Here is a 23,755-nt window from a genome sequence, read left to right as displayed (position 1 = left end):
GGCGGGGCATTTTCTGTCCCGTCATTCCGGGGTGCGCCACTTGGCGCGAGCCCGGAATCCATTTCTCGAACGTCGCGCGCGGCACGATGGATTCCGGGCTCGCGCTACGCGCGCCCCGGAATGGCGCCGTTGTTGTGGCGCGCCTCAATCCTGGATCTTCGAGAAATCCGCCACGGCGCGCGTGGCGCTGCGGATCTCGTTCAGCAGTTTCAGGCGGTTCTCGCGTACCTTGGCATCGTCGTCGTTGACGCGCACCTTGTCGAAGAACGCATCGACCGGCGGACGAAGCTTGGCCATCGCGCTCATTGCGGCGGCAAAATCTTCCTTGGCGACGGCGGCACTTGCTTCCGTCTTCACCTCGCCGATCGCTTTTGCCAGCGCCTTCTCCTCTGCGAGGCTGTAGAGCGCAGCATCCGGCGCGCCGTCGAAAGTGCGCTTGTCCTTCTTCTCCTCGATCGAAAGGATGTTGCTGGCACGCTTGGTGCCGGCGAGCAGGTTCTTGCCGTCGTCGGTGTCAAGGAGCTTGCCGAGCGCATCGACGCGGCGGACGATCATCAAGAGATCATCCTGGCCGCCGAGCGCGAACACGGCGTCGACGAGATCGTGACGCGCGCCCTGCTCACGGAGCTGGACCTTCAGGCGATCGGCGAAGAAGGCGAGCAGATCGCTCGGGAGCTTCTCCGCATCGGCGGGCTTCACCGACAAGCCGGCGAGCGCGGACGCTGCCACCTTGAGCAGCGACAGGCGCAGCGCGTTCTCGGCGATCAACCTGATAACACCCAGTGCTGCTCTCCGCAGCGCATAGGGGTCCTTCGATCCCGTCGGCTTCTCATCGATCGCCCAGAAGCCGACGAGCGTATCGAGCTTGTCAGCGAGCGCGGCCGCGATGCTGACCGGATCGGTCGGCACACTGTCCGCAGGCCCCTGTGGCTTGTAGTGCTCCTCGCAAGCCGCCGCGACGGACGCATCCTCGCCCTGCGCCAGCGCGTAGTATTTGCCCATCAGGCCCTGCACCTCAGGGAACTCGCCGACGACTTCCGTCAGCAGATCCGCCTTCGCCAAATGCGCCGCACGCGTGGCCTTGGCAACATCTGCGCCGACCAGCGGCGCGATCTCGGCGGCGAGGCGCTCGATGCGCTTGATGCGCTCCGCCTGCGTCCCGAGCTTCTCGTGGAACACGATCTGCTCGAACTTCGGCAGCCGATCCTCGAGCTTGGTCCTAAGGTCGGTCTCATAGAAGAATTTCGCATCGGACAGGCGCGCGCGGATCACGCGCTCGTTGCCGCCGATGATGATCTTGCCGCCGTCGGTCGCCTCAATATTGGCGACCAAAATGAACTTGCTCGCGAGCTTGCCCGTCTTGGGGTCGCGCACCACGAAGCACTTCTGGTTGTTGCGGATCGTCGCGCGGATCACTTCATCCGGAGTCTTCAGGAACTCCGGCTCGAACGAACCCATCAGCACGACCGGCCATTCGACGAGGCCTGAGACCTCGTCGAGCAGGGTCTGGTCCTCGACGAGCTCGAACCCTTGCGCGAAGGCCAGCTGCTTGGCGTCGGTCAGGATCGCGTCCTTGCGCCTGTCGGGGTCGAGCACGACCTTCGCATCGAGGAGCTTGGCTTCGTAGTCCTCGAAGCGGCGAACGGAAATAGCCGACGGCGCGAGGAAGCGATGACCATAGGTGGTCTGTCCGGCTTCGATGCCATCGACCTCGAATTTCACGACATCGGGCTCTTCGGTCTCGAGGCCGAAGGTCGCGGTGATCGCGTGCAGCGGACGCACCCAGCTCAGCGAGCCTGGCTTGGCCGAGCGCGCGCCCCAGCGCATCGACTTCGGCCAGGGGAAGGTTCTGATGATGACGGGCAGGATTTCCGCGAGCACGTCGATGGCGTCGCGGCCGGGCTTCTCGATCAATCCGATGTAGAAATCACCCTTGGGATCGCGCTGGATCTTGGCTTCGTCCAGCGATTTCAGCCCGGTCGCCTTCAAAAAGCCCTGCACGGCCGCATCGGGCGCACCGACTTTCGGGCCGCGGCGCTCGGTCTTCAGGTCAGGCTGGCGCGCCGGGATGCCGTGCACGGTGAGCGCAAGACGGCGCGGCGTCGCGAAAGCTTTCGCGCCTTCGTAGACCAGGCCTTCGGCGACGAGCTTGTCGGTGACCAGGCGGCGCAGATCATCGGCCGCCTTGGCCTGCATGCGCGCCGGGATTTCTTCCGAGAACAGTTCAAGCAAAAGTTCGGGCATCAGGCCGCTCCACCGGCTTCGGTGTGGACCCAGGCTTCGCCGCAGGCTTTCGCCAACTCGCGCACCCGGAAGATGTAGCTCTGCCGCTCCGTCACTGAAATCACACCGCGCGCATCGAGCAGGTTGAAGACATGGCTCGCCTTGATGCACTGGTCATAAGCCGGCAGCGCCATCAGATGAGCCTCGCGCTTGCCGTCTTTCCAGCCGGCCTCGAGGTATTTCCTGCAGGCCGCTTCGGCCATCTTGAACTGCTCGAACAGCATCGCGGTGTCGGCATGTTCGAAATTGTGCCGCGAATATTCCTGCTCGGCCTGGAAGAACACATCGCGATAGCTGACCTTCTCGGGGCCTTCGCGGCCATTGAAGTTCAGGTCCATGATGCGGTCGACGCCCTGCAGATAACAGGCGAGACGTTCGAGGCCGTAGGTCAGCTCGCCCGCGACCGGCGCGCATTCGACGCCCGCGACCTGCTGGAAATAGGTGAACTGGCTGACTTCCATGCCATCGCACCAGCACTCCCAGCCGAGGCCCCAGGCGCCCAGCGTCGGGCTCTCCCAATCGTCCTCAACGAAACGGATGTCATGGATGGCGGAATCGATGCCGATGGCCGCGAGCGACTTCAGGTACAGCTCCTGAAGGTTCGGCGGCGACGGCTTGAGGATCACCTGGAACTGGTAATAGTGCTGGAGACGGTTCGGGTTCTCGCCGTAACGGCCGTCCTTGGGCCGGCGCGAGGGCTGCACATAGGCGGCGTTCCACGGCCGCGGGCCAAGCGCGCGCAGGGTCGTCCCGGGATGGAAGGTGCCGGCGCCGACTTCCATGTCGTAGGGCTGCAGGATCACGCAGCCGTAGTCCGCCCAATAGCGCTGCAGGGCCAGGATCAGGCCCTGGAATGAGCGGTCCGGGCGCATATGGGCGGGCAATGAGGCGTCCATCGTCAGATCAGGCTCTCGCGGGGGGTTTTGAATCGCGCGGGACCGTATCGACGGTGGGGATGGGAATCAAGGCAAAGGGGGGCGGATTCGGGCTTAACGACTGCCCTGGAGAGATGCCGTAGGGTGGGCAAAGGCGCGCTTTCGCCGTGCCCACCATCTTTCCCGGATTACGGCGCGGTGGTGGGCACGCTTCGCTTTGCCTACGGCACCTTGCGCGTGGAAAAAGCTACCCCGGCCGATACGCTCCCGTCACGGGGTCACGCTTCAGTGTCTGGATATTCCCCATCTGGGCGGCTTCAGCGACGCGCGACAGGCGCATCTCCTCCAGCTCTTCGTTGATCCTGAGTGCGGTCTTGTAGGCCCAGCGGACCACGGCAAGCCCACCCAGGACGCCCGCGAATGCGACGAACGGCGGCATCGGTCGATCCTTGTGTCGTGCTCAACCCCCACACGCATTCTCGCGCAGTCCGGGCTGCGCCGCAATTGGCTCAGCACGGACCAAATGGCGCGGGGGAGCCGGACTTAGAACCCGAATTTCGCCCAAATCGCCCGCGTCTCGACTGCCGAGATCAGCTCGTCCGGCAGCCCGGCTAGTGATTCCATGGCCGAAAGCTGGCCCGCGCCGGGCGATTTCCGCCCCAACAGGCCGGACAGAAGCCCGGTCGGCTGCGCGATCACGGGGGTGAGAACCTTCTCGCCATAGCGGGCACGAAGAATTGAGCGGATATCGCCGATGCCATCGGCGAGCCCGAGCGCGACCGACGTCTCGCCGGCCCAGTACTCACCGGTGAACAGGGTGTCGTCCGCGCCCTTGAGTCTGGTACCACGGCTCTCCTTCACCAGTGCGATGAAGATCTGGTGGATCTCGCGCTGGAGTGCCTTCAGCTTGGCGACGTCATCAGGGTTTTCGGGGAGAAATGGGTCGAGCATCGCCTTGTGGGCGCCGGCCGTATAGAGACGCCGCTCGATACCGAGCCGCTTGATCGCCTCCTGAAAACCAAAGCTGCCGCCGACCACGCCGATCGATCCCAGGATCGAGGACGGATCACAGAAGATCTCGTCGCCGGCGCAGGCGATCATGTAGCCGCCGGAAGCCGCGACGTCCTCGACGAACACCAGCACAGGCAGTTTCTTCTCCGCCGCGAGCTGCTTGATGCGCAGATAGATCTGGCGCGACTGCACCGGCGAGCCGCCGGGCGAATTGATCACAAGCGCGACCGCCCTGGCGTTCCGGTATGAAAACGCCCGCTCCAGCACCCGGGCGACGCCCGCCAGCGTCATGCCCGGACGCAGCGGCGTCACCGCGCCGATGACACCCGACAGCCGCACCACCGGCACGACCGCAGCACCGGGGCGGAAGCGCGCCGGCAGATATTGCATGAGCTTGTCGGCCAGGCCGGAATTCTCGCGATCGTTCAATTGTTCGGCCATGCCGTCACCTCTGGTTAACCTTTATTTATCACGTGACTGTCATTGCTAGTGCCTGGAACGTGTTTTGCAGAATCCCGATTGGGAAGCTGCAATGAGGCAGCGGAGGGAACGACATGAAGATTTATCTGCTGTTGATGCTGATGGGCGCGCTCTTTACGGCGATTCGCTTTACGTCCCAGCCGGAACAGCAGTCGGAATCGCTTCCCCAGTAAGCCGTCACGGCTCTGCCAGCGGCAGGACCGCTCTCCCTTCCAGAATATTCCGCACCTCTTTTTTAGGCACGCGTGACTCATCATTAAGCATGAGGCCCGGCAGCAATCGCGTCGGCGCTCGGCCGCCCTTGACTGCGCGCACCAGGACGCGGATCGCAGGACGTCCCGCTTCGCCATGAACCGGCAGGATCGACAGGCTGCCGAAACCGCGTGACAGCGCTGCCAAGGCATCTGCGATTCCGTCAGCGCGCCAGATCAGGGTGAGCACACCGTTCGATCGAAGGATACGCCGCGCCGCATGCACCCAGGCCTGCAGCGTCTCGTCGGTCGCGACATGCGCCGTGTGACGCGCCTGGTCCGGCGAGCCGCGGTGCCGCGCGGGATCGTTGAAGGGCGGGTTCATCAACACGCAATCGGCGCTGTCAGGCGCGAGCCCATGTGCTGCAAACGCCTGCGCGTCCGCAGTGACGTCGAGCACGGTCACCTCGGCGGCAATCGCATTCGCGGCCGCATTGGCGCGCGCGAGCGCGGCGAGTTCCGGATCGATCTCGACGAGGCAAAGATTGATGCCGCCAACGCGCCGGGCCAGCGCGAGGCCAGCCGTACCGATGCCGGCACCGAGATCGACCACACGGTCGCCTTCACGGGCCTCCGTCGCAGCCGCAAGCAGAATGGCGTCATGCCCTGCCCGGTGGCCGGTTCGCTTCTGCTTGAGCAGCAGCTGGCCGCCGAGAAAGGCGTCCTCGGTGAGATCTGTGACGACGTCAATCATCGCCGCGCAGTTCGTGGCTGAGGCCGGCGTCGGTCAGCAATTGCCGGGCTTCGCTGGCATCGTCGTCATGGACCAGGATCCGCCTGGGCAGGACGCCAAGCGAGCCCTCGATGATGCTCATGTTCTGGTCCAGCACCAGATGATGGATGTTGGCGCCGTCGAGCAGCGCGCCGATCGCCGACACCAGCACGATATCGTTGGTCCGAACCAATTCACGCAATACGAGCCTCCTGGGCTGAAAGGGGTCAAGGCGGCAAATGTCAATGGTTCCACAGGCCTTGCCGCATCCCCGTCCAGTTTCTATTGTCTTTCCATCAGAATAGCCCCTCCGGGGCAAATATTGGAGACCGGCGTGGCCGTCATCGTACCTTTCGAAACCCCCGGCGCGTCGATCGAAGAGCTGGTTGCCCTTGTCGCCCCTGACATGGAGCGCGTCAACGCCACGATCCTGTCGCGGACCGGGTCTGACGTGACCATGATCCCGGAGGTTGCCAACCACCTGATCTCCTCCGGCGGCAAGCGGTTGCGGCCGATGCTGACGCTCGCCATGGCCAACCTCGCCGGCTACACCGGCGACGGCCACATCAAGTTAGCTGCCTCCGTCGAGTTCATGCACACGGCCACGCTGCTCCACGACGACGTCGTGGACGAGAGCGAGATGCGCCGCGGCAAGCTGTCGGCGCGCATGCTCTGGGGCAATGAGGCGAGCGTCTTGGTCGGCGACTTTCTGCTCGGCCAGGCCTTCCGGATGATGGTCGAGGTCGGTTCGCTGCGCGCCCTCGACATCCTGTCTGCTGCCGCGGCCACCATCGCCGAGGGCGAGGTGATGCAGCTTGCGGCCGCCAAGAACACCGCGACCACCGAGGACGAATATCTCGCCGTGATCCGCGGCAAGACCGCCGAGCTGTTCGCGGCGGCCTGCGAGGTCGGCCCCGTGATCGCCAACCGCCCGAAGGCGGAGCAGACCGCCTGCCGCTCGGTCGGCATGAATCTCGGCATCGCCTTCCAGCTCGTCGACGACGTGCTCGACTATGGCGGCAAGAGTGCCAAGCTCGGCAAGAACACCGGCGACGATTTCCGCGAGGGCAAGATCACCCTGCCCGTCGTGCTCGCCTTCCGCCGCGGCAACGACACCGAGCGCGCTTTCTGGATCAAGGCGCTCGAGCGCGGCGAGATCAGCGATTCCGACCTCGATCACGCCATCGGCCTGATGAACAAGCACCGCGCGCTCGAGGACACGCTGAGCCGCGCCCAGCACTACGGCGCCATGGCGGTGGACGCACTCGCGCTGTTCCCGTCGTCGCCGATGAAGAGCGCGCTGGAGCAAGTGGTGGCGTTCTGTTTGGCACGGTCGCATTAGGCACGGCGGGCTGACGCTCTTATCGCCGCGGCACCACTGTTAGCCTCGTCATCCTGAGGCGCGAGGCATGGGACGCAACGCGTCTCATGGGGAGCCTCGAAGGATGCGCGGCCCGGATGCATCCGGCCCGTCGCCCTTCGAGGCTCGCTCGCGCTGCTGCGCACCGCGGCTCGCACCTCAGGGTGACGGTGATGCATCTGTGCTCGCTGCATCAACACCGTCTTCGCAATCTCGGCCGTTCACCCAGATCCATCATTGTTGACCAGTCACTTGCATTTTGCAAGTTACTCCCCTAGCTTCCCCGCCATGCAGCCCAAATCCCCTTCCCTCCAGGAATGCCCGGTCGGCCGCGCCGTGGAGACGGTTGGCGAATGGTGGAGCATCCTGATCCTGCGCGATGCCTTGCAGGGCTCGACGCGGTTTGACGAGTTCGAGCGCAATCTCTCCATTGCGCCGAACATCCTGTCGCGGCGCCTCGCCCATCTCACCAAGACCGGCATGTTCGTCCGTCGTCGCTACCAGGAGCGGCCGCCACGTTACGAATATGTGCTGACCGACAAGGCACGAGATTTCTTTCCCGTGATCGCGACGCTGCTCGCCTGGGGGAACAAGCATCTCGCGCCGAAGGGCGAATCCATCCTGCTGGCGACCCGCGACGATTGTCGGCCGCTCGATCCGGTCGTGGTCGATGCGACCGATCGGCAGCCGATCACGCTCGCCAATGCCGTGGTGATCGCGGGTCCTGCCGCGAGCCGCCTGATGCGGCGGCGGCTTAGCTCGCTCAAAGCCATGAATCCGGACCTCGCGCCGGCTGGAGACTGACATGCCTCGTATCGTCGTGACGGGAATGGGGGCGGTGTCGCCGCTCGGCTGTGGTGTCGAGATATCCTGGCGCCGGCTGCTCGCGGGGCAAAGCGGGCTGCGCCCGCTGCCGCAATGGTCGCAGGCATTGCCCGCGCGCATTGCCGGGCTCGTGCCCGACAAGGCCGATGACGCCGAAGGGGGCTTCGATCCGGCGAAAGCCGCTGCGCCAAAGGACCAGCGCAAGATGGATCGCTTCATCCTGTTCGCGCTGCTCGCCGCCGCGGAAGCGGTCGCGCAGGCCAAATGGGCACCGCAGGATGTGGCGTCGCTGGAGCGGACCGCAACGATCATCGGCTCCGGAGTCGGCGGTTTTCCCGCGATGGCGGAAGCGGTGCGCATCACCGAGCAACGCGGCGCGCGTCGGCTGTCGCCATTCACGATCCCCTCATTCCTTGCCAACCTCGCAGCCGGCCACGTTTCGATCAAATACGGCTACAAGGGCGCGCTGGGCACGCCCGTCACGGCGTGTGCCGCCGGCGTGCAGGCGATCGGCGACGCAGCGCGCATGATCCGCGCGGGCGATGCCGATGTCGCGATCTGCGGCGGCGCCGAAGCCTGCATCGATATCGTCAGCCTCGGCGGCTTTGCGGCAGCTCGCGCGCTGTCGAGCGCCTTCAACGACCAACCCACACGCGCCTCGCGTCCGTTCGATCGTGACCGCGACGGTTTTGTCATGGGTGAAGGCGCCGGCATCCTGGTGATCGAGGAGCTGGAACATGCGCTGGCGCGCGGCGCGACGCCGATCGCCGAGCTTGTTGGATATGGCACCACCGCCGATGCCTATCACATGACGTCGGGTCCACCGGATGGCGACGGCGCCCGCCGCGCCATGGAGATCGCGCTCCGGCAGGCGAACCTTGCGCCCGGCGATCTGCAGCATCTCAACGCGCATGCGACCTCGACGCCCGCCGGCGACGAGAGCGAACTCGGGGCCATCGGCGCGCTGTTCGGCCGCAACAAATCCATCGCCGTCAGCGCGACCAAATCGGCCACCGGCCATCTGCTCGGCGCCGCCGGCGGACTGGAGGCGATCTTCACCGTGCTTGCCCTGCGCGACCAGGTCGCACCGCCGACGCTCAATTTCGAAAACCCGGATACGGGCGCGGGAGGGATCGATATCGTTGCCGGTGCTGCACGTCCGCTACCGATGCAGCACGCGATCACGAACGGCTTTGGCTTCGGTGGAGTCAACGCCAGCGCGATCTTCCGCCATATGGGCTAGCGGGCGCGGGAGCTCGGCGCATCAGCCGCCTGGCGACGGAACGATACCGAAGCGAACGTGAGCGATTGCTTGTCGAATGCCCGGCAGCAGGCTAGTTCAGGGCATCTGCCGTCAGTCCAGGGGATCGCGACCCGATGCTCGACCCGCAAAGCCGCTTCTACGAATCTCACGGCCTGCGGCTGCATTGTGCCGATTGGGGCAACGCGGGCGCGCCGCCGCTTATTCTGGTTCATGGCGGCCGCGATCATTGCCGGAGCTGGGACGCCATCGCGCGCTCGCTGCACCCGCACTTCCATGTGATCGCGCCCGATTTACGCGGCCACGGCGATTCCGACTGGACCAGAGGCGGCAGCTACGCGCTGACCGAATATGTCTACGATCTCGTCCAGCTCGTCCGCAGCATCGCAGCGCCTCGCGTGACACTGATCGGCCATTCGATGGGCGGCATGGTGAGCCTGATCTTCTCGGGATCGTTCCCCGAACTGGTCGACAAGCTCGTCGTGCTCGACGGCGTGACGATGCTGCCGGATTCGCCGAAAGCTCCGACGCATGAGCGCATTGGCAAATGGGTCGGCCAGCTCGACAGGCTGCACGACCGCACCCCGCGCCGCTATGCGACGCTCGAGGACGCGGCCGCGCAGATGGTGCTTCACAACAAGCGCCTCTCCCGCGACCTCGCGCTGCATCTCGCGACGCACGGCGCGCGACAGAACGAGGACGGCACCTATAGCTGGAAATTCGATCCCTATCAGCGGGCCAGCGCACCGCACCGGCTCTGGCCGGACGATCACATCGCGCTGTGGTCGCGCATCGCCTGTCCGACGTTGCTGCTGAACGCCGGCGAAAGCTTCCTGGCAGGCGCGCGGTCGGCGGGCCTGGAGCGCTACTTCCAGCAGGCGCGGATCGAGACCATCGCCGGCGCCGGGCACTGGTTGCAGCACGACAAGCCGGACGAGGTGCTGGGTGAGATTCGGAAATTTCTTGGGCTTGAGAGCATCGACTAGCTCCGCTGCCGTAGGGTGGGCAAAGCATAGCGTGCCCACCACCTGTCGCAATTGGCGAGAGATCGTGGGCACGGCGCTATCGCACCTTTGCCCACGCTACGAGACCGTCTACGGGACCGTCGCGGAGGAAATACCTAGCTCAACGTCCCCGCATGCACCCACCAGCCGGGGTGATCGCTGCGGATCTTCTCTGCGGCGGCATGCGCGTCGGCTGCCGCGCCATAGATCGCAAAGCACGTCGCGCCCGAGCCGGACATGCGCGCCAGCTTGACGCCGGCGGAAGCGCGCAAAGCGCCCAGCACCTCGCCAATGACAGGCTCGATGCGGAGCGCAGGAGCCTCGAGATTGTTGGGGACCGTTTCAAGAACCTTGACCCAATCCGCAATCGACGCGCCCGCCTCCGGCCAGGCCGGCGCTTCGAGCACAGCGGTCGCGCCGACCAGCAATTCGCCGTTGCGCAGTCCCAATTCCTTGAACACGTCCTTGGTCGCAACCGGCACGCGTGGATTGACCATCACGCAGGGCATGCTGGGCAACGCCAGCGGCAGCAGTTGCTCGCCGACGCCGGTCATGTCGCAGGCGCGCGAGAGCAGGCACACCGGCACATCGGCGCCGGTCGCCAGCGCGACCGCCTGCAGGCGGGGATCGTCGAGCGACAGATCGTTGAGACGCGCGAGCAGGCGCAGCGCCGCCGCGGCATCCGCCGAGCCGCCGCCGATACCGGCTGCAACCGGCAAGACCTTGTCGAGCGCGAAGGCGCCGAGCTTCAAATTCGGCACGGCATCGGCCAGCAGCTTGGCGGCCTTGAACACGAGATTGTCTGAGGTCTCGCCGCAGGCCGCTGCGAGTGGCCCTGTGGTGGCGAGCGTGAGTTCGTCGCCCGGCTCCAGAGTCAGCCGGTCGGCACAATCCGCAAACGCAACCACGCTTTCGAGATCATGATAGCCGTCAGCACGACGGCCGACCACGCGAAGGCTCAAGTTGACCTTCGCGCGCCCTTCTTCAATCAACGCCGGCATCGGCGATACGCCCCCACTCACTTCATTCGTTGTGCGCATGATCTGGGTCGGAAAACCGCAAGTACACTTTTCCGGATCATGCGCAGCCTAGCCGCCCTTGCCGTCGTCTTTCTTCTTGTCCGCTTGCGCGGCTGAAGAGTTCGAATTGTCCTCGGTCATGCCGTTGGCGATCTTGGCTTCGATCTTCGGCAGATCGTCCGGCTCGGGCTTGAGGTCGCGGGCATGCGCCCACTGGAATTTGGCTTCCAGCGTGCGGCCGACGCGCCAATAGGCGTCGCCGAGATGGTCGTTGATGGTGGGATCCTCGGGCTTGAGATCGATCGCGCGCTCGAGGTTCTTCACCGCCTCTTCGTAGTTGCCGATACGGTAATAGGCCCAGCCAAGGGAGTCGACGATGTAGCCGTCGTCGGGACGCTGCTCGACGGCACGCTTGATCATCTTCATGCCTTCGTCGAGGTTCACGCCCTGGTCGATCCAGGAATAGCCGAGATAATTGAGGACATGCGGCTGGTCAGGCTGCAGCTCGAGCGCCTTCTTCATGTCGGCTTCGGCCTTGCCCCACTGCTTGGAGCGCTCCTCGCAGATGCCGCGATAATAGTACCAGACGCTGTTGGCCTTGTCGTTGCCTGCCGGCAGCACGTCGATGCCTTGCGAATAGGTCGCGCCGCAGTCGCCGAACTTCTTGCGGCCACGCTGGAGATTGCCGAGCGCCATGATGGCTTCGAGATCCTTGGGGTCCTCGGCCGTCACGCCCTTGAGGATCTTGATCGCCTCGTCGCTGCGGTCGGCGGAATCCAGGTCAATGGCGAGCTGGATCTGCGCGTTGCGCTTGAGCGGCGAGGACGACGGCACACGCTCATAGATCTTTATCGCCATCTGCGGCCGCTTCACCGATTCATAGAGATCGGCGAGCGAGAGCAGGGCCAGGGGATGACTGGGCTGCAGATAGAGCGCGAGCTGGAGATAGACCAGCGCCAGATCCTCACCGCCGCGGCGGGTCAGGGTGGCGCCGATACCGTAGAGCGCCTCGGCTGCGCCGGCCTGCGCGGAATCGACCAGCGACGGCAGCTTCTTGCCGGCCCTGGTCTCGCGCAGACCTTCCACGATCAGCGGATGACGGGCGAGCTTCTTGTCGAAGGCCTCATAGATCGCGGTCGCCGAGGCCGCGTCCTTGTTGCGCGACAGCCAGCGCGCATAGGCTTCGGTCACGCGCAGCATGGAATCGTCGAGCTTGTAGGCGCGCTCGAAGCGGACGCCCGCCTCCTTTTCCTTGCCGGCGTTCTCGAGGATCATGCCGGTGTGCAGGTCCTTGAACAGCGGATACCATTCCGGGCCCGCCAGCTTGTCGATGGTGGCAACCGCCGCCTTGGCATCGCCTGCACCATAGGCGGCCCAGCCCGAGAGCAGCGTCGCGACGAGATCGGTGATCGGTCCGCGAATCGACTGGTTGATGTTGCTCTGCGCGCTCGGATATTTCTTCAACTTCAGGTCATGCACGCCGACCACGAGGCGCGCGACGCGATTGGTCTTGTCGATGGTGAGGATGCGTTCGGCGAGCTTGACCGCTTCGTCGATGTCGCCGTCGTCGACCGAGGAGATGAAGGCGCGGTCGAGCAGCTCGTTGTTCTTTGGGTCGGTCCGCAGCGCAGAGCGATAGAAGGCGGCAGCCGAGGTCGCATCGCGCTCGACGCTGGCGTGGCGGGCGGCGAGATAGCTGCCGGCGGTGGTGAGCGATTTCAGATCGTTTCGGGTCGGAAACTGCGCCGCCGTGTCGGCCGGATGATCCGGCGTCTGCGCCAGCACCGCGCCGGGGACCGCCACGATCGCGGAGCCGGCAAGAACGATGGCAGCAGCAGTCCAGCGGTTGAAACGATTTGAAAACATCAGGGCTCGCCTTGAGTTGGTAGTGCCTGGGTTTAAAGCAAAGGCCGTCTCGCGCGCGAACGCGGCCGGCGACATGTGACCCGGAACCGTCGGGTCGGGACAATGCCGCTTTTGGCGCCTCACCGCAAGGATTCGGACCGGGCGATCCCCTCCGCACGCCCCAAATCGGCCAAGTAACGGTTCAAGTGACCGTCAAGAGAGCCCCAAGACGACGGTACTATGGCCTTATCGTGGCCGCGGCCGGGAGCCGCAGCCGGGTCCTCACGGCGAACCTGCGCCGGATCACGCTTGGTGACCCGACGCCGCTCTTACATCGCCTCGTAGTTCGGGCCGCCGCCACCCTCCGGGGGAACCCAGGTGATGTTGCCGTTGGGGTCCTTCACGTCGCAGGTTTTGCAGTGGACGCAGTTCTGGGCGTTGATCTGGAAGCGCGGACCCGAACCCTCCTCGACCCACTCGTAGACGCCGGCCGGACAATAGCGATTCGAGGGACCGGCGAAGACGTCGTGCTCGGAGGTCTTCTGCAGGTTCATGTCGGCCACCTTCAGATGGACCGGCTGGTCCTCTTCATGGTTGGTGTTGGACAGGAACACCGAGGACAGCTTGTCGAACGAGATCTTGCCGTCCGGCTTCGGATAGTTCTTCGGCGCGTGCTGCCGGGCCGGATCGAGTGTCGCGCGATCGGGCTTGGCATGGGACTGCGTGCCGAACAGCGAGGTGCCGAACAGCGTGTTGCACCACATGTCGAAGCCGCCCAGCGCGACGCCCAGGACAGTGCCGAACTTCGACCACAGCGGCTTGACGTTGCGGACCAGGAACAGGTCCTTGCCGACCGATGAGGACCGCCAGGCGTTCTCGTAGTCGACGACCTCGTCATTGGCACGATCCGCCGCGAGCGCCGCCGCGACATGTTCGGCCGCCAGCATGCCGGTGCCCATCGCATTGTGCACGCCCTTGATGCGCGGCACGTTGACGAAGCCGGCCGCGCAGCCGACCAGCGCGCCGCCGGGGAAGGTCAGCCTCGGCACCGACTGATAGCCGCCCTCGGTGATGGCACGCGCGCCATAGGCAAGACGCTTGGCGCCCTCGAACGTGCCGCGGATCGAGGGATGAGTCTTGAAGCGCTGGAATTCGTCGAACGGCGACAGATAGGGATCTTCGTAGTTCAGATGCACGACGAAGCCGACCGCGACGAGATTGTCGTCGTAATGATAGAGGAAGGAGCCGCCGCCGGTCTTCAGGTCGAGCGGCCAGCCGAACGAATGCTGGATCAGGCCCTTCTGATGCTTGGCGGGATCGATCTGCCAGACTTCCTTCAGGCCGATACCGAATTTCGGCGGCTCACTCTTGGCATCAAGCGCGAACTTGTTGATGAGCTGCTTGGTCAGGCTGCCGCGCGCGCCTTCGGCGAACAGCGTGTACTTGCCGAGCAGTTCCATGCCGCGGGTGAAGGAGTCCTTTGGCTTGCCGTCGCGGCCGATGCCCATGTCGCCAGTGGCGATGCCCTTCACCGCGCCCTTGTCGTCGTAGAGCACTTCGGCGGCGGCAAAGCCCGGATAGATCTCGACGCCGAGCGCCTCCGCCTTGCGCGCCAGCCAGCGGCAGACATTGCCGAGTGAGCCGATATAGCAGTGATGATTGTCCATCAGCGGCGGCATCATGAAGTTCGGCAGCTTGATCGCACCGCCGGTCGTCATCCAGTAGAAGCGGTCGTCCTTCACCTGCGTCTTCAGCGGACAATCCGAATCCTCGCGCCAGTCGGGGATCAGCTTGTCGAGCCCGGCCGGATCGATCACGGCGCCGGAGAGAATATGCGCGCCGACCTCGGAGCCCTTCTCCACGATGACGATGTTGAGATCGGCGTTGAGCTGCTTCAGCCGGATCGCTGCGGCCAGGCCCGAGGGGCCGGCGCCGACGATGACGACGTCGAATTCCATGGATTCGCGCGGGGGAAGTTCTTCGATGCTCATCTGATCTCAGCCCTTGAGACGGTTCCTTGTCATTTGCGCCCCCTTGTTTCCGATTTTTCCGGGTAGGACAACCACGGAAATGCGTTCCGCTGGGATGCAAGGCGCCTTAAGATGAACTAATAGTCTGACTTTCCCAATGATCCCCGAGCCCGCACCCACCGTCCGTGAACTGCTCGCCTTCTATCTGGAGGCCGGTGTCGATTGCGCGCTCGCAGAGGAACCGATCGACCGTCTGGCGGAATTAGACGCCCCGCCGCCCGCCCCTCGCACGGTGCTGACCGAAGCGCCGCGGCCTGTCGCCGCGCCTGCGGTGATGCGCGGCGAGGCCGCACCGGCGCCCGACGTTGCGATCGCCTCGGCGCGCGAGGCCGCACGCACGGCGCCGACGCTCGAGGCCCTGCGCGAGCTGATGCAAAACTTCGAAGGCTGCGCGCTCAAGCACACGGCGACACGGCTGGTCTTCGCAGACGGCAATCCGCAGGCGCGCATCATGTTCGTCGGCGAGGCCCCGGGCCGCGACGAGGACATCGAGGGACTGCCGTTCGTGGGGCGCAGCGGCAAGCTGCTCGATTTGATGATAGGCGCAATAGGACTGAACCGCAGCACGGCCTACATCACCAACGTCATCCCCTGGCGACCGCCGGGCAATCGCACGCCGACACCGCAGGAGACGCAAGTGTGCCTGCCCTTCATCCAGCGCCATATCGAGCTGGTGAACCCGGATGTGCTGGTGACGCTCGGCAATCCCTCGACGCAGACACTGCTCTCGACCCGTGAGGGCATCATGCGCACGCGCGGGCGCTGGTTCGATTACGACACCGGCCAACGCACCATCCGCGCGCTGCCGACTTTCCACCCGGCCTATCTGTTGCGCTCGCCGTCGTACAAGCGGCTGGCCTGGCAGGATCTGCGGGCGATTGCGAAGGCGTTGGCGCAGGGACCGGCCTAACCACAAACGCCGTCTTTCCGGGGCTTGCGAAGCGAGAACCCGGAATCCATGGAGCGGCAGAGCAAATGGATGAATGGATTCTCAGGTGCGCAATTGCGCACCATAGCTCGCGGCTTCGCCGCGCCCCGGAATGACGCCTGTTTATGCCCCCTTCGGCCGCACGATCGCCCAGCCGATGCGCAGCAATCCCTGACGGCCGTTGACCAGCCATTCAAAGGCACGCGGCACTTCGGGCACGATGCCGGGGAAGCGCGCGAGAATTTCGGGCGGCGGGGTGCCGCCAGTATCGGACGCACGCCAGACCACGACGCCGCCGCTCTCGCTGAATTTTGCCTGTGACATCCACGGTGTGCGCGCAGGACGGGCATCGATGAAGAGATGCGGCCGGCCGGAATGCAGCGTGATCAGGCTTGCAAGCTGCGTCTCGCCGGCGACCGCGCGCAGGCGATGGTTGGTGCGGCGGGCAAAGCTCTCGTCGAAGAAATCCGAGATCGCGTGCGCCGGCATCGAGGTCGCGATCTCGCCGGTGCCGATCCAGGGCAGAAACAGCACGGCCAGCACGACGCCGGCGGCAGGGGCGATGACGGCCGCCGCCCATACCGTGCGCAACATCCGCGCGCGGCGCATGGCGATGAGATCGCCCGCCATGACGACCATGGCGAGGCCCGACATGACCAGCACGACGCCGGCGCCGCCGACGACCGTCTCGAACCCGAACAGGCCGGAGATCAGGACCGCCCCCAGCGCCGGCGCGAGTGCAAAGAAATAGACGAAGTTGCGAGCGAGCGGCTCGACCGGCGGGCGGTAGATGATCGGCGCCTCCTCGCTCTTGCCGGCGAACAGGGGTGTGTTGAGGAAGCTCAGCACCGGCACCGCGATCGCGCCAAACACCAGCCCACCGAGCAGCCAGGCGGCGTGGATCGCACGGCCGCCGAGGTCGGCCGTTTGCGGCAAGGCCGGCAGCGCCAGCGTTTGGGCGCGCATGAGCCAGACCGCATAGGGCAGCGCCAGCACGGCGACGACGAGGAGCGCGAACAGCGGATCGAGCGCGCGCAAGGTCCGGCGGCCGCCGGCGGTCGAGAGCGCGAAGATGACGAGCAGCGCAAGCAGGAAGATCGCAGCCGGCGTGGTCAGCAGCAGAAGGCCCGCCTCGATCGACCAGGCGAACCAGGCATTGCCGCGACGCTGGCCGATGATCTGCCAGGAATGCAGCAGCAGCAGCGCCCAGAGCGGCCGGGCGAGGACCAGGGGGCCGAAGTCGAGCGCGGACGAGGAGAAGGCCAGCACCGTCATGGTCAGCAGCACGGCGAGCACCGCCTGCTGGCTGCCAATCACGGCCCGCGCCAGATGATACAGCGCAATGAAGGTCGCGATCTCGCAGAGCTCGGCAAGGACGTAGACGCCGAAGACATGGCCGCCTGCGGCGCGATAGGCGATGTCGGCGAGCCAGAGCGACAGCGGCGGGCCGAGATCAGTGCCAACCTGATATTCGCGGCCAAAGGCCAGCAGGGTCGCAAGATTGCCGGGCGGGCTGCGGTAGAACAGCAGCGCCACCAGCAGCCACATCGTGGCCTGCAGCAGCACGGCAATCCAGACGATCAACCGCGGCCGGGCGCGAATGAGCTCGATGACCAGGGAGGTAAACCGCATGCAACGCCCGCAAGATGCAGCCAACCCGTCCAGCCGGCCCTATTCGCTCACAGCTGTTTTGATAAAGCGCGCCACGCGTCGTGGCAACTTCGGTCTGCGCTAGAGGCCCGCTGAAGCATCGATTTCAACTGCGGTCGCAACCTCGGCGACGGAGAACAGATCCTGCACCGGCTCGACGGTCCAGGGCATGTGCTTGGCGCGGGCGGCGACGACGGGGGCGAAGAAGCTGCGGTGGTGGATGGTGGGGCCGAGACGGTCGAGCGCGTCGAGATGCTCGGGCACGGCATAGCCCTTGTGCTGCTCGAAGCCGTAGCCGGGGCAATCCTGCGCCAGCGCGCACATCAGCCGGTCGCGGGTCACCTTGGCGACGATGGAGGCCGCCGCAATCGAGAGCACGATGCCGTCACCGCCGATCACCGCTTCGCAGTCGCAAGCCGTGTCGAGGCGATCACGGCCGTCGACGAAGACGAGCTTCGGAGCCTCGGGCAACGCGACCACCGCGCGCTTCAGCGCCCACAGCGAGGCGCGCAGAATGTTGTCGCGGTCGATCCGCGCGGGCGAAGCGACGGCGACGGAGACCTGCGCGGTGGCGCAGATCCTGTCGAACAATTTTTCGCGCTCTTCCGCCGTCAGGCGCTTGGAATCGTCGATGCCGCGCGGGATGCGATCAGGATCCAGGATCACCGCAGCCGCGACCACGGGGCCGGCGAGCGGCCCGCGGCCGGCCTCGTCGCAGCCCGCGACCGGCCAGATGCCCCGCTTGATCAGCGCGCGCTCGCGGCGGAAACTTGCCTTGACAGGCGCAGCCTTCTTCTCAGGGGCCTTTTCTGGCGCATCCTTGACTGGCTTCTTGGCGGACTTGTCCCGAATCATGGCCGGGATCGTGCGCAAGCCGGCTCGCCGGCGCAACCGGGAACTCCGCGCAATTCCCGTTATTCAGCGCCGCCCCTTCCGCCTCAGAACAGGCTGAGCTGCTCGCCGTTCTGCTTCGGCTTGGTAAAATGATCCGTCGTCAGCTTCGAGCGGCGCTTGTTCAGCCCAAGCCGGTCGCAGGCGATCTCGAAGCGGCGGCCGATGGTCCAGGCCATCGGGCCTGTGCCCTTCATCCGCTCGCCCCATTTCGAATCGTAGTCGCGGCCGCCGCGCATGTCGCGGATCAGGGTGAAGACGTGGCGATAGCGGTCCGGATAATTCGCCATCAGCCATTCGCGGAAGAGATCGCGCACCTCCAGCGGCAGCCGCAGCAAAACGTAGGAGGCTTCCTTGACACCGGCATGCGCCGCGGCGTCGAGGATGCGCTCGATCTCGGAATCGTTCAGGGCGGGGATCACGGGCGCGACCATCACCGTGGTGGGGATGCCGGCCTCCGAGAGCTGCTTCAGCGCCTCCAGCCGCTTCGGCGGCGTCGAGGCGCGCGGCTCCATGGTCCGTGCGAGCTTCGGGTCGAGCGAGGTCACCGAGATCGCGACCTTGGCAAGGTTGCGCTTGGCCATGCGGGCGAGAATGTCGATGTCGCGCACGACCAGCGCTGACTTGGTGACGATGCCGACGGGATGGCCGGTGCGCTCCAGCACCTCCAGAATGCCGCGCATGATTTTGCGCTCGCGCTCGATCGGCTGGTAGGGATCGGTGTTGGTGCCGATCGCGATCATCCGCGGCTCGTAGCCTGCGGCCGCGAGCTCCTTCTCGAGCAGAACAGGCGCCTCGGGCTTGGCGAACAGCTTTGACTCGAAGTCGAGCCCCGGCGACAGGCCGAGATAGGCGTGCGTCGGCCGCGCGAAGCAATAGACGCAGCCATGCTCGCAGCCGCGATAGGGATTGATTGAACGGTCGAAGCCGATGTCGGGCGAGTCGTTGCGGGTGATCACCTTGCGCGAGGTGTCGACGCCGACAATGGTCTTGAACGGCGGCAGATCGTCCAGGCTCTGCCAGCCATCGTCGAAGGCGACGCGCGCCTCGGCCTCATAGCGGCCACTGGCGTTGGACTGGGCGCCCCGCCCCCGCCTGCGCTGGCGGTCGATGGCGACCGCCAGTTCAGGAAAGTCAGAAGGCGCACCCGCCGGCTCGGAGGGCGCCGTGACCGGCGGGTGCTTGAGAGCAGAAGAAGAAGCTGGACTCATGCATTCAAGATAGCACGCCAAAGGAACAAATCAAGAACAAGAATCGAAAACGGGAAAACAACCCCATGCACAGTAGGCTGCCCAAACTTCGCGCGCGGTCCCTTGACCTCACGCAACACCGCGTGACCTCGATCCCGTTTGATGCGGCGGAAGGATCGATCTCGCCGGAACCCGGTTGATGACGATCCCGGGCGAAGGTCGGCATGATCATGACATTTCAACAACATCAGTCCGCTGCAAGCAGCGACCTCGATCTCCTCGATCGCTACTGGCGTGCGGCCAACTATCTCTCCGTCGGGCAAATCTACCTGTTGGATAACCCGCTGCTGCGCGAGCCGCTCCGGCCCGAGCACATCAAGCCGCGCCTGCTCGGCCATTGGGGCACGACGCCGGGGCTGAACTTCATCTATGCGCACCTCAACCGCGTCATCCGCGCGCTGGACCTGAGCGTGCTCTATGTCTGCGGTCCCGGCCATGGCGGCCCGGGCATGGTGGCGAACACTTATCTCGAAGGCAGCTACAGCGAGGTCTATCCTGACATCCCGCGCGATGCGGACGGACTGCGAAAACTGTTCAGGCAATTCTCCTTCCCCGGCGGCATCCCTAGCCATGCCGCGCCGGAAACGCCGGGCTCGATCCACGAAGGCGGCGAGCTCGGCTACGCGCTGGTGCACGCCTATGGCGCTGCCTTCGACAATCCTGACCTGATCGTTGCCTGCGTCGTCGGCGACGGTGAGGCCGAGACCGGCCCACTGGCAGCGTCCTGGCATTCCAACAAGTTCCTCAATCCCGCACATGATGGCGCCGTGCTGCCGATCCTGCACCTCAACGGCTACAAGATCGCGGGTCCAACAGTGCTCGGCCGGATGCCCGACAGCGAGATCCGCGATCTGTTCCGCGGGTTCGGCCATGAACCGCTGTTCGTCGCAGGCGACGATCCCAAACTGATGCACCGGGTGATGGCCGATGCGCTCGACGTCGCGATCGCCAGCATCCGCTCGATCCAGCAGCACGCCCGCGACGGGCGTGCGAGCGTGGAGCGGCCACGCTGGCCGATGATCGTGCTGCGCAGCCCGAAGGGCTGGACCGGCCCGAAGGAGGTTGACGGGAAAAAGGTCGAAGGCTTTTGGCGCGCGCATCAGGTGCCCGTCGCGAACTGCCGCGAGAACCCCGCTCACTTGAAGATTCTCGAAGACTGGATGCGCAGCTACGAGCCGGACCAGCTGTTCGACGCGAGCGGCGCGCTCATTCCCGAGCTTCAGGCCCTCGCGCCCCAAGGTAACAGACGCATGGGCGCCAACCCGCACGCCAATGGCGGGCTGCTCAAGAAGGAGCTGAAGCTGCCCGACTTCCGCAGCTTTGCCGTCGAGGTGCCGCGGCCCGGCGGCGTGACAAGCGAAGCCACACGCGAGCTTGGCAAGTTCCTGCGCGACGTCATCCGCCTCAACGCCGGGGAGCGCAATTTCCGCATCATGGGTCCTGACGAGACCGCATCAAACCGGCTCGATGCCGTGTTCGATGCGACCGAACGGGTCTGGATGGAGCCGATCGAGCCTTACGATGTGCATCTGGCACAGGACGGCCGCGTGATGGAGGTCTTGAGCGAGCACCTCTGCCAGGGCTGGCTCGAAGGCTATCTGCTGACCGGACGGCACGGCTTCTTCTCCTGCTACGAGGCCTTCATCCACATCGTGGACTCCATGTTCAACCAGCACGCCAAATGGCTGAAGGTGACGCGGCACCTGCCATGGCGACGACCGATCGCCTCGCTGAACTATCTCCTGACCTCGCATGTCTGGCGCCAGGACCACAACGGCTTCAGCCACCAGGACCCGGGTTTCGTCGATCTCGTCGCCAACAAGAAGGCCGACATCGTCCGCATCTATTTCCCGCCCGACGCCAACACGCTGCTTTGGATCGCCGATCATTGCCTGCGCACCTATAACCGCATCAACGTCATCGTCGCCGGCAAACAGCCGGCGCCGCAATGGCTGTCGATGCAGGAGGCCGCGACTCATTGTGATGCCGGCATCGGCATCTGGACCTGGGCCGGCAACGAGGACGCGAACAGCGAACCCGACGTGGTGATGGCCTGCGCCGGCGATGTGCCGACCCTGGAGACGCTCGCCGCCGTCGACCTGCTGCGCAAGGCGCTGCCGGAGTTAAGGATCCGCGTCGTCAACGTCGTCGACCTCATGACGCTGCAACCCAGGGAGCAGCATCCGCATGGCCTGTCCGATCGCGATTTCGACAGCCTGTTCACAAAGGACAAGCCCGTCATCTTCGCCTATCACGGCTATCCCCACCTGATCCACCGCCTCACCTATAACCGCACCAACCACGCCGGCCTGCATGTGCGCGGCTTTGCCGAGGAAGGCACCACCACGACGCCGTTCGACATGGTCGTGCTCAACGAACTCGACCGCTACCACCTCGCCATCGAGGCGATCGAGCGTGTGCCAGGCCTGTCGACCAAAGCCGCACAGGTCAAACAACAGTTTCGCGACAAGCTGATCGAGCATTCGCGTTACGTACGCGAGCACGGCGAGGACATGCCGGACATTCAAGGATGGGTCTGGCAGAACAGTGCCGGCGGCACCACGCCGGCCGAAGCCGGCGATTGACGGCGCCATGGCGGACGCGGTCCTCGTCCTCAATGCGGGCTCGTCGAGCATCAAGTTCGGCCTGTTCGAGATCTCGGGCAGTGAACCTGCCCTGCTCTGCAAGGGCCTGCTTGACGAGCACGAGGCGAAGCCGCGGCTGGTGGCCAAGAGCCCATCGGGCGAGGCCCTGTTCGAGACGCAGCGGGAGGCGACGGATGCCGACGGCGGCCATCTGTTCGCCGACGTGCTCGCTTTCGTCGAGGACCGCTTCGGTCATCACCGCCTGCGCGCGGTCGGTCACCGCATCGTTCATGGTGGCCCGGAATATTCAGGCCCGGTCGAATTGACTGACGAGGTCTACGCCAAGCTGGAGGCGCTGACGCCGCTGGCGCCGCTGCATCAGCCGCGGTGCCTCGCACCGGTCCACCCGGTCAGAACGATCCGGCCTGCGCTGACGCAGATCGCCTGTTTCGACACCGCCTTTCATCACGGCATGACGCCGCCAATGAATCGCTTCGCGATCCCGAAGCGCTACGAGGTGCAAGGCCTGCGGCGCTACGGCTTCCACGGGCTCTCATTCGAATATGTCGCAGGCCGGCTCGCCGAGATCGCGCCGCAACTCGCCACGAAGCGCGTCGTCATCGCCCATCTCGGCAATGGCGCGAGCCTTTGCGCCATGCGCGAGGGCCGCGGCGTCGACACCACAATGGGACTGACACCGCTCGATGGTCTCGTGATGGGCACCCGCTGCGGGGCGATCGATCCAGGCGTGCTGCTTTATTTTCTCCAGCATGAGAAGATGACGAGCGAAGATCTACAGCATCTGCTCTATCACGAGTCAGGGCTGCTGGGCGTCTCCGGCCTCTCCGCGGATATGCGGACGCTGCTGGCGAGCAGCGAGGCGTCCGCGCGCGAGGCGGTCGATCTCTTCAGCTTCCGCGCAGCGCAGGAGATCGCTGTCATGGCCAACACGCTGGGAGGCCTGGACGGCCTCCTCTTCACCGGCGGTATTGGCGAGCATGCGAATGAAATCCGCAGCGCCATCGGCGAGCGGCTCGCCTGGCTCGGCGTGCGCATCGATGCAGCGGCGAATGACAAGGGCCGCGAGCGGATCAATGCGGAGGACAGTGCTGTCGCTGTCTTCGTCATCCCGACCAACGAAGAACTGACGATCGCACGGCATTGCGTTGCCGTGCTGCAAGCCGTGGGGACAGTATCGTAGGGTGGGCAAAGCGAAGCGTGCCCACCACCCTTTATGATACCGGACAGGTGGTGGGCACGGCGCAAGTGCGCCTTTGCCCACCCTACGAGACTGTCGCTGTCTTCGTGATACCGAGCAACGAGGAACTGACGATCGCACGGCATTGTGTCGCGGTGCTGCAAGCCGTGGGGACACTATCGTAGAGTGGGCAAAGCGAAGCGTGCCCACCACTTTTTATGATACCGGACAGTGGTGGGCACGGCGCAAGTGCGCCTTTGCCCACCCTACGAGACTTCGCTCGCCGAGACATCCGGC

At 65.2% G+C, this 23,755-nt stretch carries 19 protein-coding genes; 7 read left to right on the top strand and 12 right to left on the bottom strand.

Going from position 1 to position 23,755, the window contains the following annotated elements; all coding sequences use genetic code 11:
* Positions 1-144: 144 nt before the first annotated feature.
* The 6 genes from glyS to HYH07_RS00070 all read right to left on the bottom strand — a co-directional run bounded on the left by glyS (position 145) and on the right by HYH07_RS00070 (position 5,814).
* Positions 145-2,244 (bottom strand): glycine--tRNA ligase subunit beta, encoded by a 2,100-nt coding sequence (gene glyS / locus HYH07_RS00095; protein WP_220000538.1) that lies wholly within the window; start codon positions 2,242-2,244, stop codon positions 145-147.
* Positions 2,244-3,179, bottom strand: a complete 936-nt coding sequence (locus tag HYH07_RS00090; RefSeq protein ID WP_220000537.1) for a glycine--tRNA ligase subunit alpha — start codon at positions 3,177-3,179, stop codon at positions 2,244-2,246. The genes glyS and HYH07_RS00090 overlap by 1 nt, the downstream gene beginning before the upstream one ends.
* 226 nt (positions 3,180-3,405) lie before the next feature.
* A complete protein-coding gene (locus HYH07_RS00085) occupies positions 3,406-3,597 on the bottom strand; it encodes a hypothetical protein (protein WP_220000536.1) in 192 nt (63 codons plus the stop codon).
* A gap of 104 nt (positions 3,598-3,701) precedes the next feature.
* Entirely contained in the window at positions 3,702-4,610 is a 909-nt protein-coding gene (locus tag HYH07_RS00080; protein ID WP_220000535.1) for a S49 family peptidase, read from the bottom strand.
* Positions 4,611-4,826: 216 nt separating this feature from the next.
* The gene (locus HYH07_RS00075; RefSeq protein WP_220000534.1) at positions 4,827-5,594 is read right to left on the bottom strand and encodes a tRNA1(Val) (adenine(37)-N6)-methyltransferase; all 768 of its coding nucleotides are present in this window, start codon (positions 5,592-5,594) and stop codon (positions 4,827-4,829) included.
* Positions 5,587-5,814: a DUF2007 domain-containing protein gene (locus tag HYH07_RS00070; protein WP_220000533.1), complete on the bottom strand. Its 228-nt coding sequence runs from the start codon at positions 5,812-5,814 to the stop codon at positions 5,587-5,589. The genes HYH07_RS00075 and HYH07_RS00070 overlap by 8 nt, the downstream gene beginning before the upstream one ends.
* A gap of 132 nt (positions 5,815-5,946) precedes the next feature.
* On the opposite strand from HYH07_RS00070, the gene HYH07_RS00065 reads away from it, so the two are divergent.
* The 4 genes from HYH07_RS00065 to HYH07_RS00050 all read left to right on the top strand — a co-directional run bounded on the left by HYH07_RS00065 (position 5,947) and on the right by HYH07_RS00050 (position 10,044).
* The gene (locus HYH07_RS00065) at positions 5,947-6,954 is read left to right on the top strand and encodes a polyprenyl synthetase family protein (RefSeq protein WP_220000532.1); all 1,008 of its coding nucleotides are present in this window, start codon (positions 5,947-5,949) and stop codon (positions 6,952-6,954) included.
* Positions 6,955-7,260: 306 nt separating this feature from the next.
* Entirely contained in the window at positions 7,261-7,776 is a 516-nt protein-coding gene (locus tag HYH07_RS00060) for a helix-turn-helix domain-containing protein (RefSeq protein ID WP_220000531.1), read from the top strand.
* A 1-nt stretch (position 7,777) separates the two neighbouring features.
* A complete protein-coding gene (gene fabF, locus HYH07_RS00055) occupies positions 7,778-9,040 on the top strand; it encodes a beta-ketoacyl-ACP synthase II (protein WP_220000530.1) in 1,263 nt (420 codons plus the stop codon).
* A gap of 134 nt (positions 9,041-9,174) precedes the next feature.
* A complete protein-coding gene (locus HYH07_RS00050; RefSeq protein WP_220000529.1) occupies positions 9,175-10,044 on the top strand; it encodes an alpha/beta fold hydrolase in 870 nt (289 codons plus the stop codon).
* Between the two features lie 134 nt (positions 10,045-10,178).
* Here HYH07_RS00050 and HYH07_RS00045 read toward each other — a convergent pair whose 3' ends face one another.
* From HYH07_RS00045 to HYH07_RS00035, 3 genes are all read right to left on the bottom strand, one after another.
* On the bottom strand, positions 10,179-11,063 hold the full coding sequence (locus HYH07_RS00045; RefSeq protein WP_220000528.1) for a 4-(cytidine 5'-diphospho)-2-C-methyl-D-erythritol kinase: 885 nt from the start codon (positions 11,061-11,063) through the stop codon (positions 10,179-10,181).
* Between the two features lie 87 nt (positions 11,064-11,150).
* On the bottom strand, positions 11,151-12,947 hold the full coding sequence (locus tag HYH07_RS00040) for a tetratricopeptide repeat protein (RefSeq protein ID WP_220000527.1): 1,797 nt from the start codon (positions 12,945-12,947) through the stop codon (positions 11,151-11,153).
* A 308-nt stretch (positions 12,948-13,255) separates the two neighbouring features.
* Positions 13,256-14,917 (bottom strand): electron transfer flavoprotein-ubiquinone oxidoreductase, encoded by a 1,662-nt coding sequence (locus tag HYH07_RS00035; protein ID WP_057757162.1) that lies wholly within the window; start codon positions 14,915-14,917, stop codon positions 13,256-13,258.
* Between the two features lie 136 nt (positions 14,918-15,053).
* Here HYH07_RS00035 and HYH07_RS00030 point away from each other — a divergent pair, with 136 nt between their 5' ends.
* The gene (locus HYH07_RS00030; RefSeq protein WP_220000526.1) at positions 15,054-15,866 is read left to right on the top strand and encodes a uracil-DNA glycosylase family protein; all 813 of its coding nucleotides are present in this window, start codon (positions 15,054-15,056) and stop codon (positions 15,864-15,866) included.
* A gap of 141 nt (positions 15,867-16,007) precedes the next feature.
* Here the strand turns inward: HYH07_RS00030 and HYH07_RS00025 are convergent, their stop codons facing one another.
* From HYH07_RS00025 to HYH07_RS00015, 3 genes are all read right to left on the bottom strand, one after another.
* Positions 16,008-17,516, bottom strand: coding sequence for a glycosyltransferase family 39 protein (locus tag HYH07_RS00025; protein ID WP_220000525.1), 1,509 nt, complete (start codon positions 17,514-17,516; stop codon positions 16,008-16,010).
* Positions 17,517-17,615: 99 nt separating this feature from the next.
* Positions 17,616-18,389 carry a ribonuclease HII gene (locus HYH07_RS00020; RefSeq protein ID WP_220000524.1) on the bottom strand — a complete coding sequence of 258 codons (774 nt, stop codon included), beginning with the start codon at positions 18,387-18,389 and terminating at the stop codon, positions 17,616-17,618.
* 83 nt (positions 18,390-18,472) lie between these two features.
* Positions 18,473-19,636 (bottom strand): PA0069 family radical SAM protein, encoded by a 1,164-nt coding sequence (locus tag HYH07_RS00015; RefSeq protein ID WP_220000523.1) that lies wholly within the window; start codon positions 19,634-19,636, stop codon positions 18,473-18,475.
* A gap of 209 nt (positions 19,637-19,845) precedes the next feature.
* Here HYH07_RS00015 and HYH07_RS00010 point away from each other — a divergent pair, with 209 nt between their 5' ends.
* Positions 19,846-22,260 carry a phosphoketolase gene (locus HYH07_RS00010; RefSeq protein ID WP_220000874.1) on the top strand — a complete coding sequence of 805 codons (2,415 nt, stop codon included), beginning with the start codon at positions 19,846-19,848 and terminating at the stop codon, positions 22,258-22,260.
* A gap of 7 nt (positions 22,261-22,267) precedes the next feature.
* On the top strand, positions 22,268-23,461 hold the full coding sequence (locus HYH07_RS00005; protein ID WP_220000522.1) for an acetate/propionate family kinase: 1,194 nt from the start codon (positions 22,268-22,270) through the stop codon (positions 23,459-23,461).
* Positions 23,462-23,755: the final 294 nt, after the last annotated feature.

The sequence above is a fragment of the Bradyrhizobium sp. BR 10261 genome (genome assembly GCF_019455395.1).
Lineage (GTDB): Bacteria > Pseudomonadota > Alphaproteobacteria > Rhizobiales > Xanthobacteraceae > Bradyrhizobium > Bradyrhizobium manausense.
The sequence above is the reverse complement of the archived record's forward strand: the minus strand, read 5'-3'. Positions and strand labels throughout refer to the sequence as shown.

Bases quoted from the DNA above. Each gene is read 5' to 3' on its own strand.
- HYH07_RS00050 (WP_220000529.1), top strand. From the start codon at position 9,175: ATGCTCGACCCGCAAAGCCGCTTCTACGAATCTCACGGCCTGCGGCTG.
- HYH07_RS00035 (WP_057757162.1), bottom strand. From the start codon at position 14,917: ATGAGCATCGAAGAACTTCCCCCGCGCGAATCCATGGAATTCGACGTC.
- fabF (WP_220000530.1), top strand. From the start codon at position 7,778: ATGCCTCGTATCGTCGTGACGGGAATGGGGGCGGTGTCGCCGCTCGGC.
- HYH07_RS00045 (WP_220000528.1), bottom strand. From the start codon at position 11,063: ATGCCGGCGTTGATTGAAGAAGGGCGCGCGAAGGTCAACTTGAGCCTT.
- HYH07_RS00085 (WP_220000536.1), bottom strand. From the start codon at position 3,597: ATGCCGCCGTTCGTCGCATTCGCGGGCGTCCTGGGTGGGCTTGCCGTG.
- HYH07_RS00005 (WP_220000522.1), top strand. From the start codon at position 22,268: ATGGCGGACGCGGTCCTCGTCCTCAATGCGGGCTCGTCGAGCATCAAG.
- HYH07_RS00020 (WP_220000524.1), bottom strand. From the start codon at position 18,389: ATGATTCGGGACAAGTCCGCCAAGAAGCCAGTCAAGGATGCGCCAGAA.
- HYH07_RS00025 (WP_220000525.1), bottom strand. From the start codon at position 17,516: ATGCGGTTTACCTCCCTGGTCATCGAGCTCATTCGCGCCCGGCCGCGG.
- HYH07_RS00080 (WP_220000535.1), bottom strand. From the start codon at position 4,610: ATGGCCGAACAATTGAACGATCGCGAGAATTCCGGCCTGGCCGACAAG.
- HYH07_RS00040 (WP_220000527.1), bottom strand. From the start codon at position 12,947: ATGTTTTCAAATCGTTTCAACCGCTGGACTGCTGCTGCCATCGTTCTT.
- HYH07_RS00090 (WP_220000537.1), bottom strand. From the start codon at position 3,179: ATGGACGCCTCATTGCCCGCCCATATGCGCCCGGACCGCTCATTCCAG.
- HYH07_RS00015 (WP_220000523.1), bottom strand. From the start codon at position 19,636: ATGAGTCCAGCTTCTTCTTCTGCTCTCAAGCACCCGCCGGTCACGGCG.
- HYH07_RS00010 (WP_220000874.1), top strand. From the start codon at position 19,846: ATGACATTTCAACAACATCAGTCCGCTGCAAGCAGCGACCTCGATCTC.
- HYH07_RS00060 (WP_220000531.1), top strand. From the start codon at position 7,261: ATGCAGCCCAAATCCCCTTCCCTCCAGGAATGCCCGGTCGGCCGCGCC.
- glyS (WP_220000538.1), bottom strand. From the start codon at position 2,244: ATGCCCGAACTTTTGCTTGAACTGTTCTCGGAAGAAATCCCGGCGCGC.
- HYH07_RS00030 (WP_220000526.1), top strand. From the start codon at position 15,054: ATGATCCCCGAGCCCGCACCCACCGTCCGTGAACTGCTCGCCTTCTAT.
- HYH07_RS00075 (WP_220000534.1), bottom strand. From the start codon at position 5,594: ATGATTGACGTCGTCACAGATCTCACCGAGGACGCCTTTCTCGGCGGC.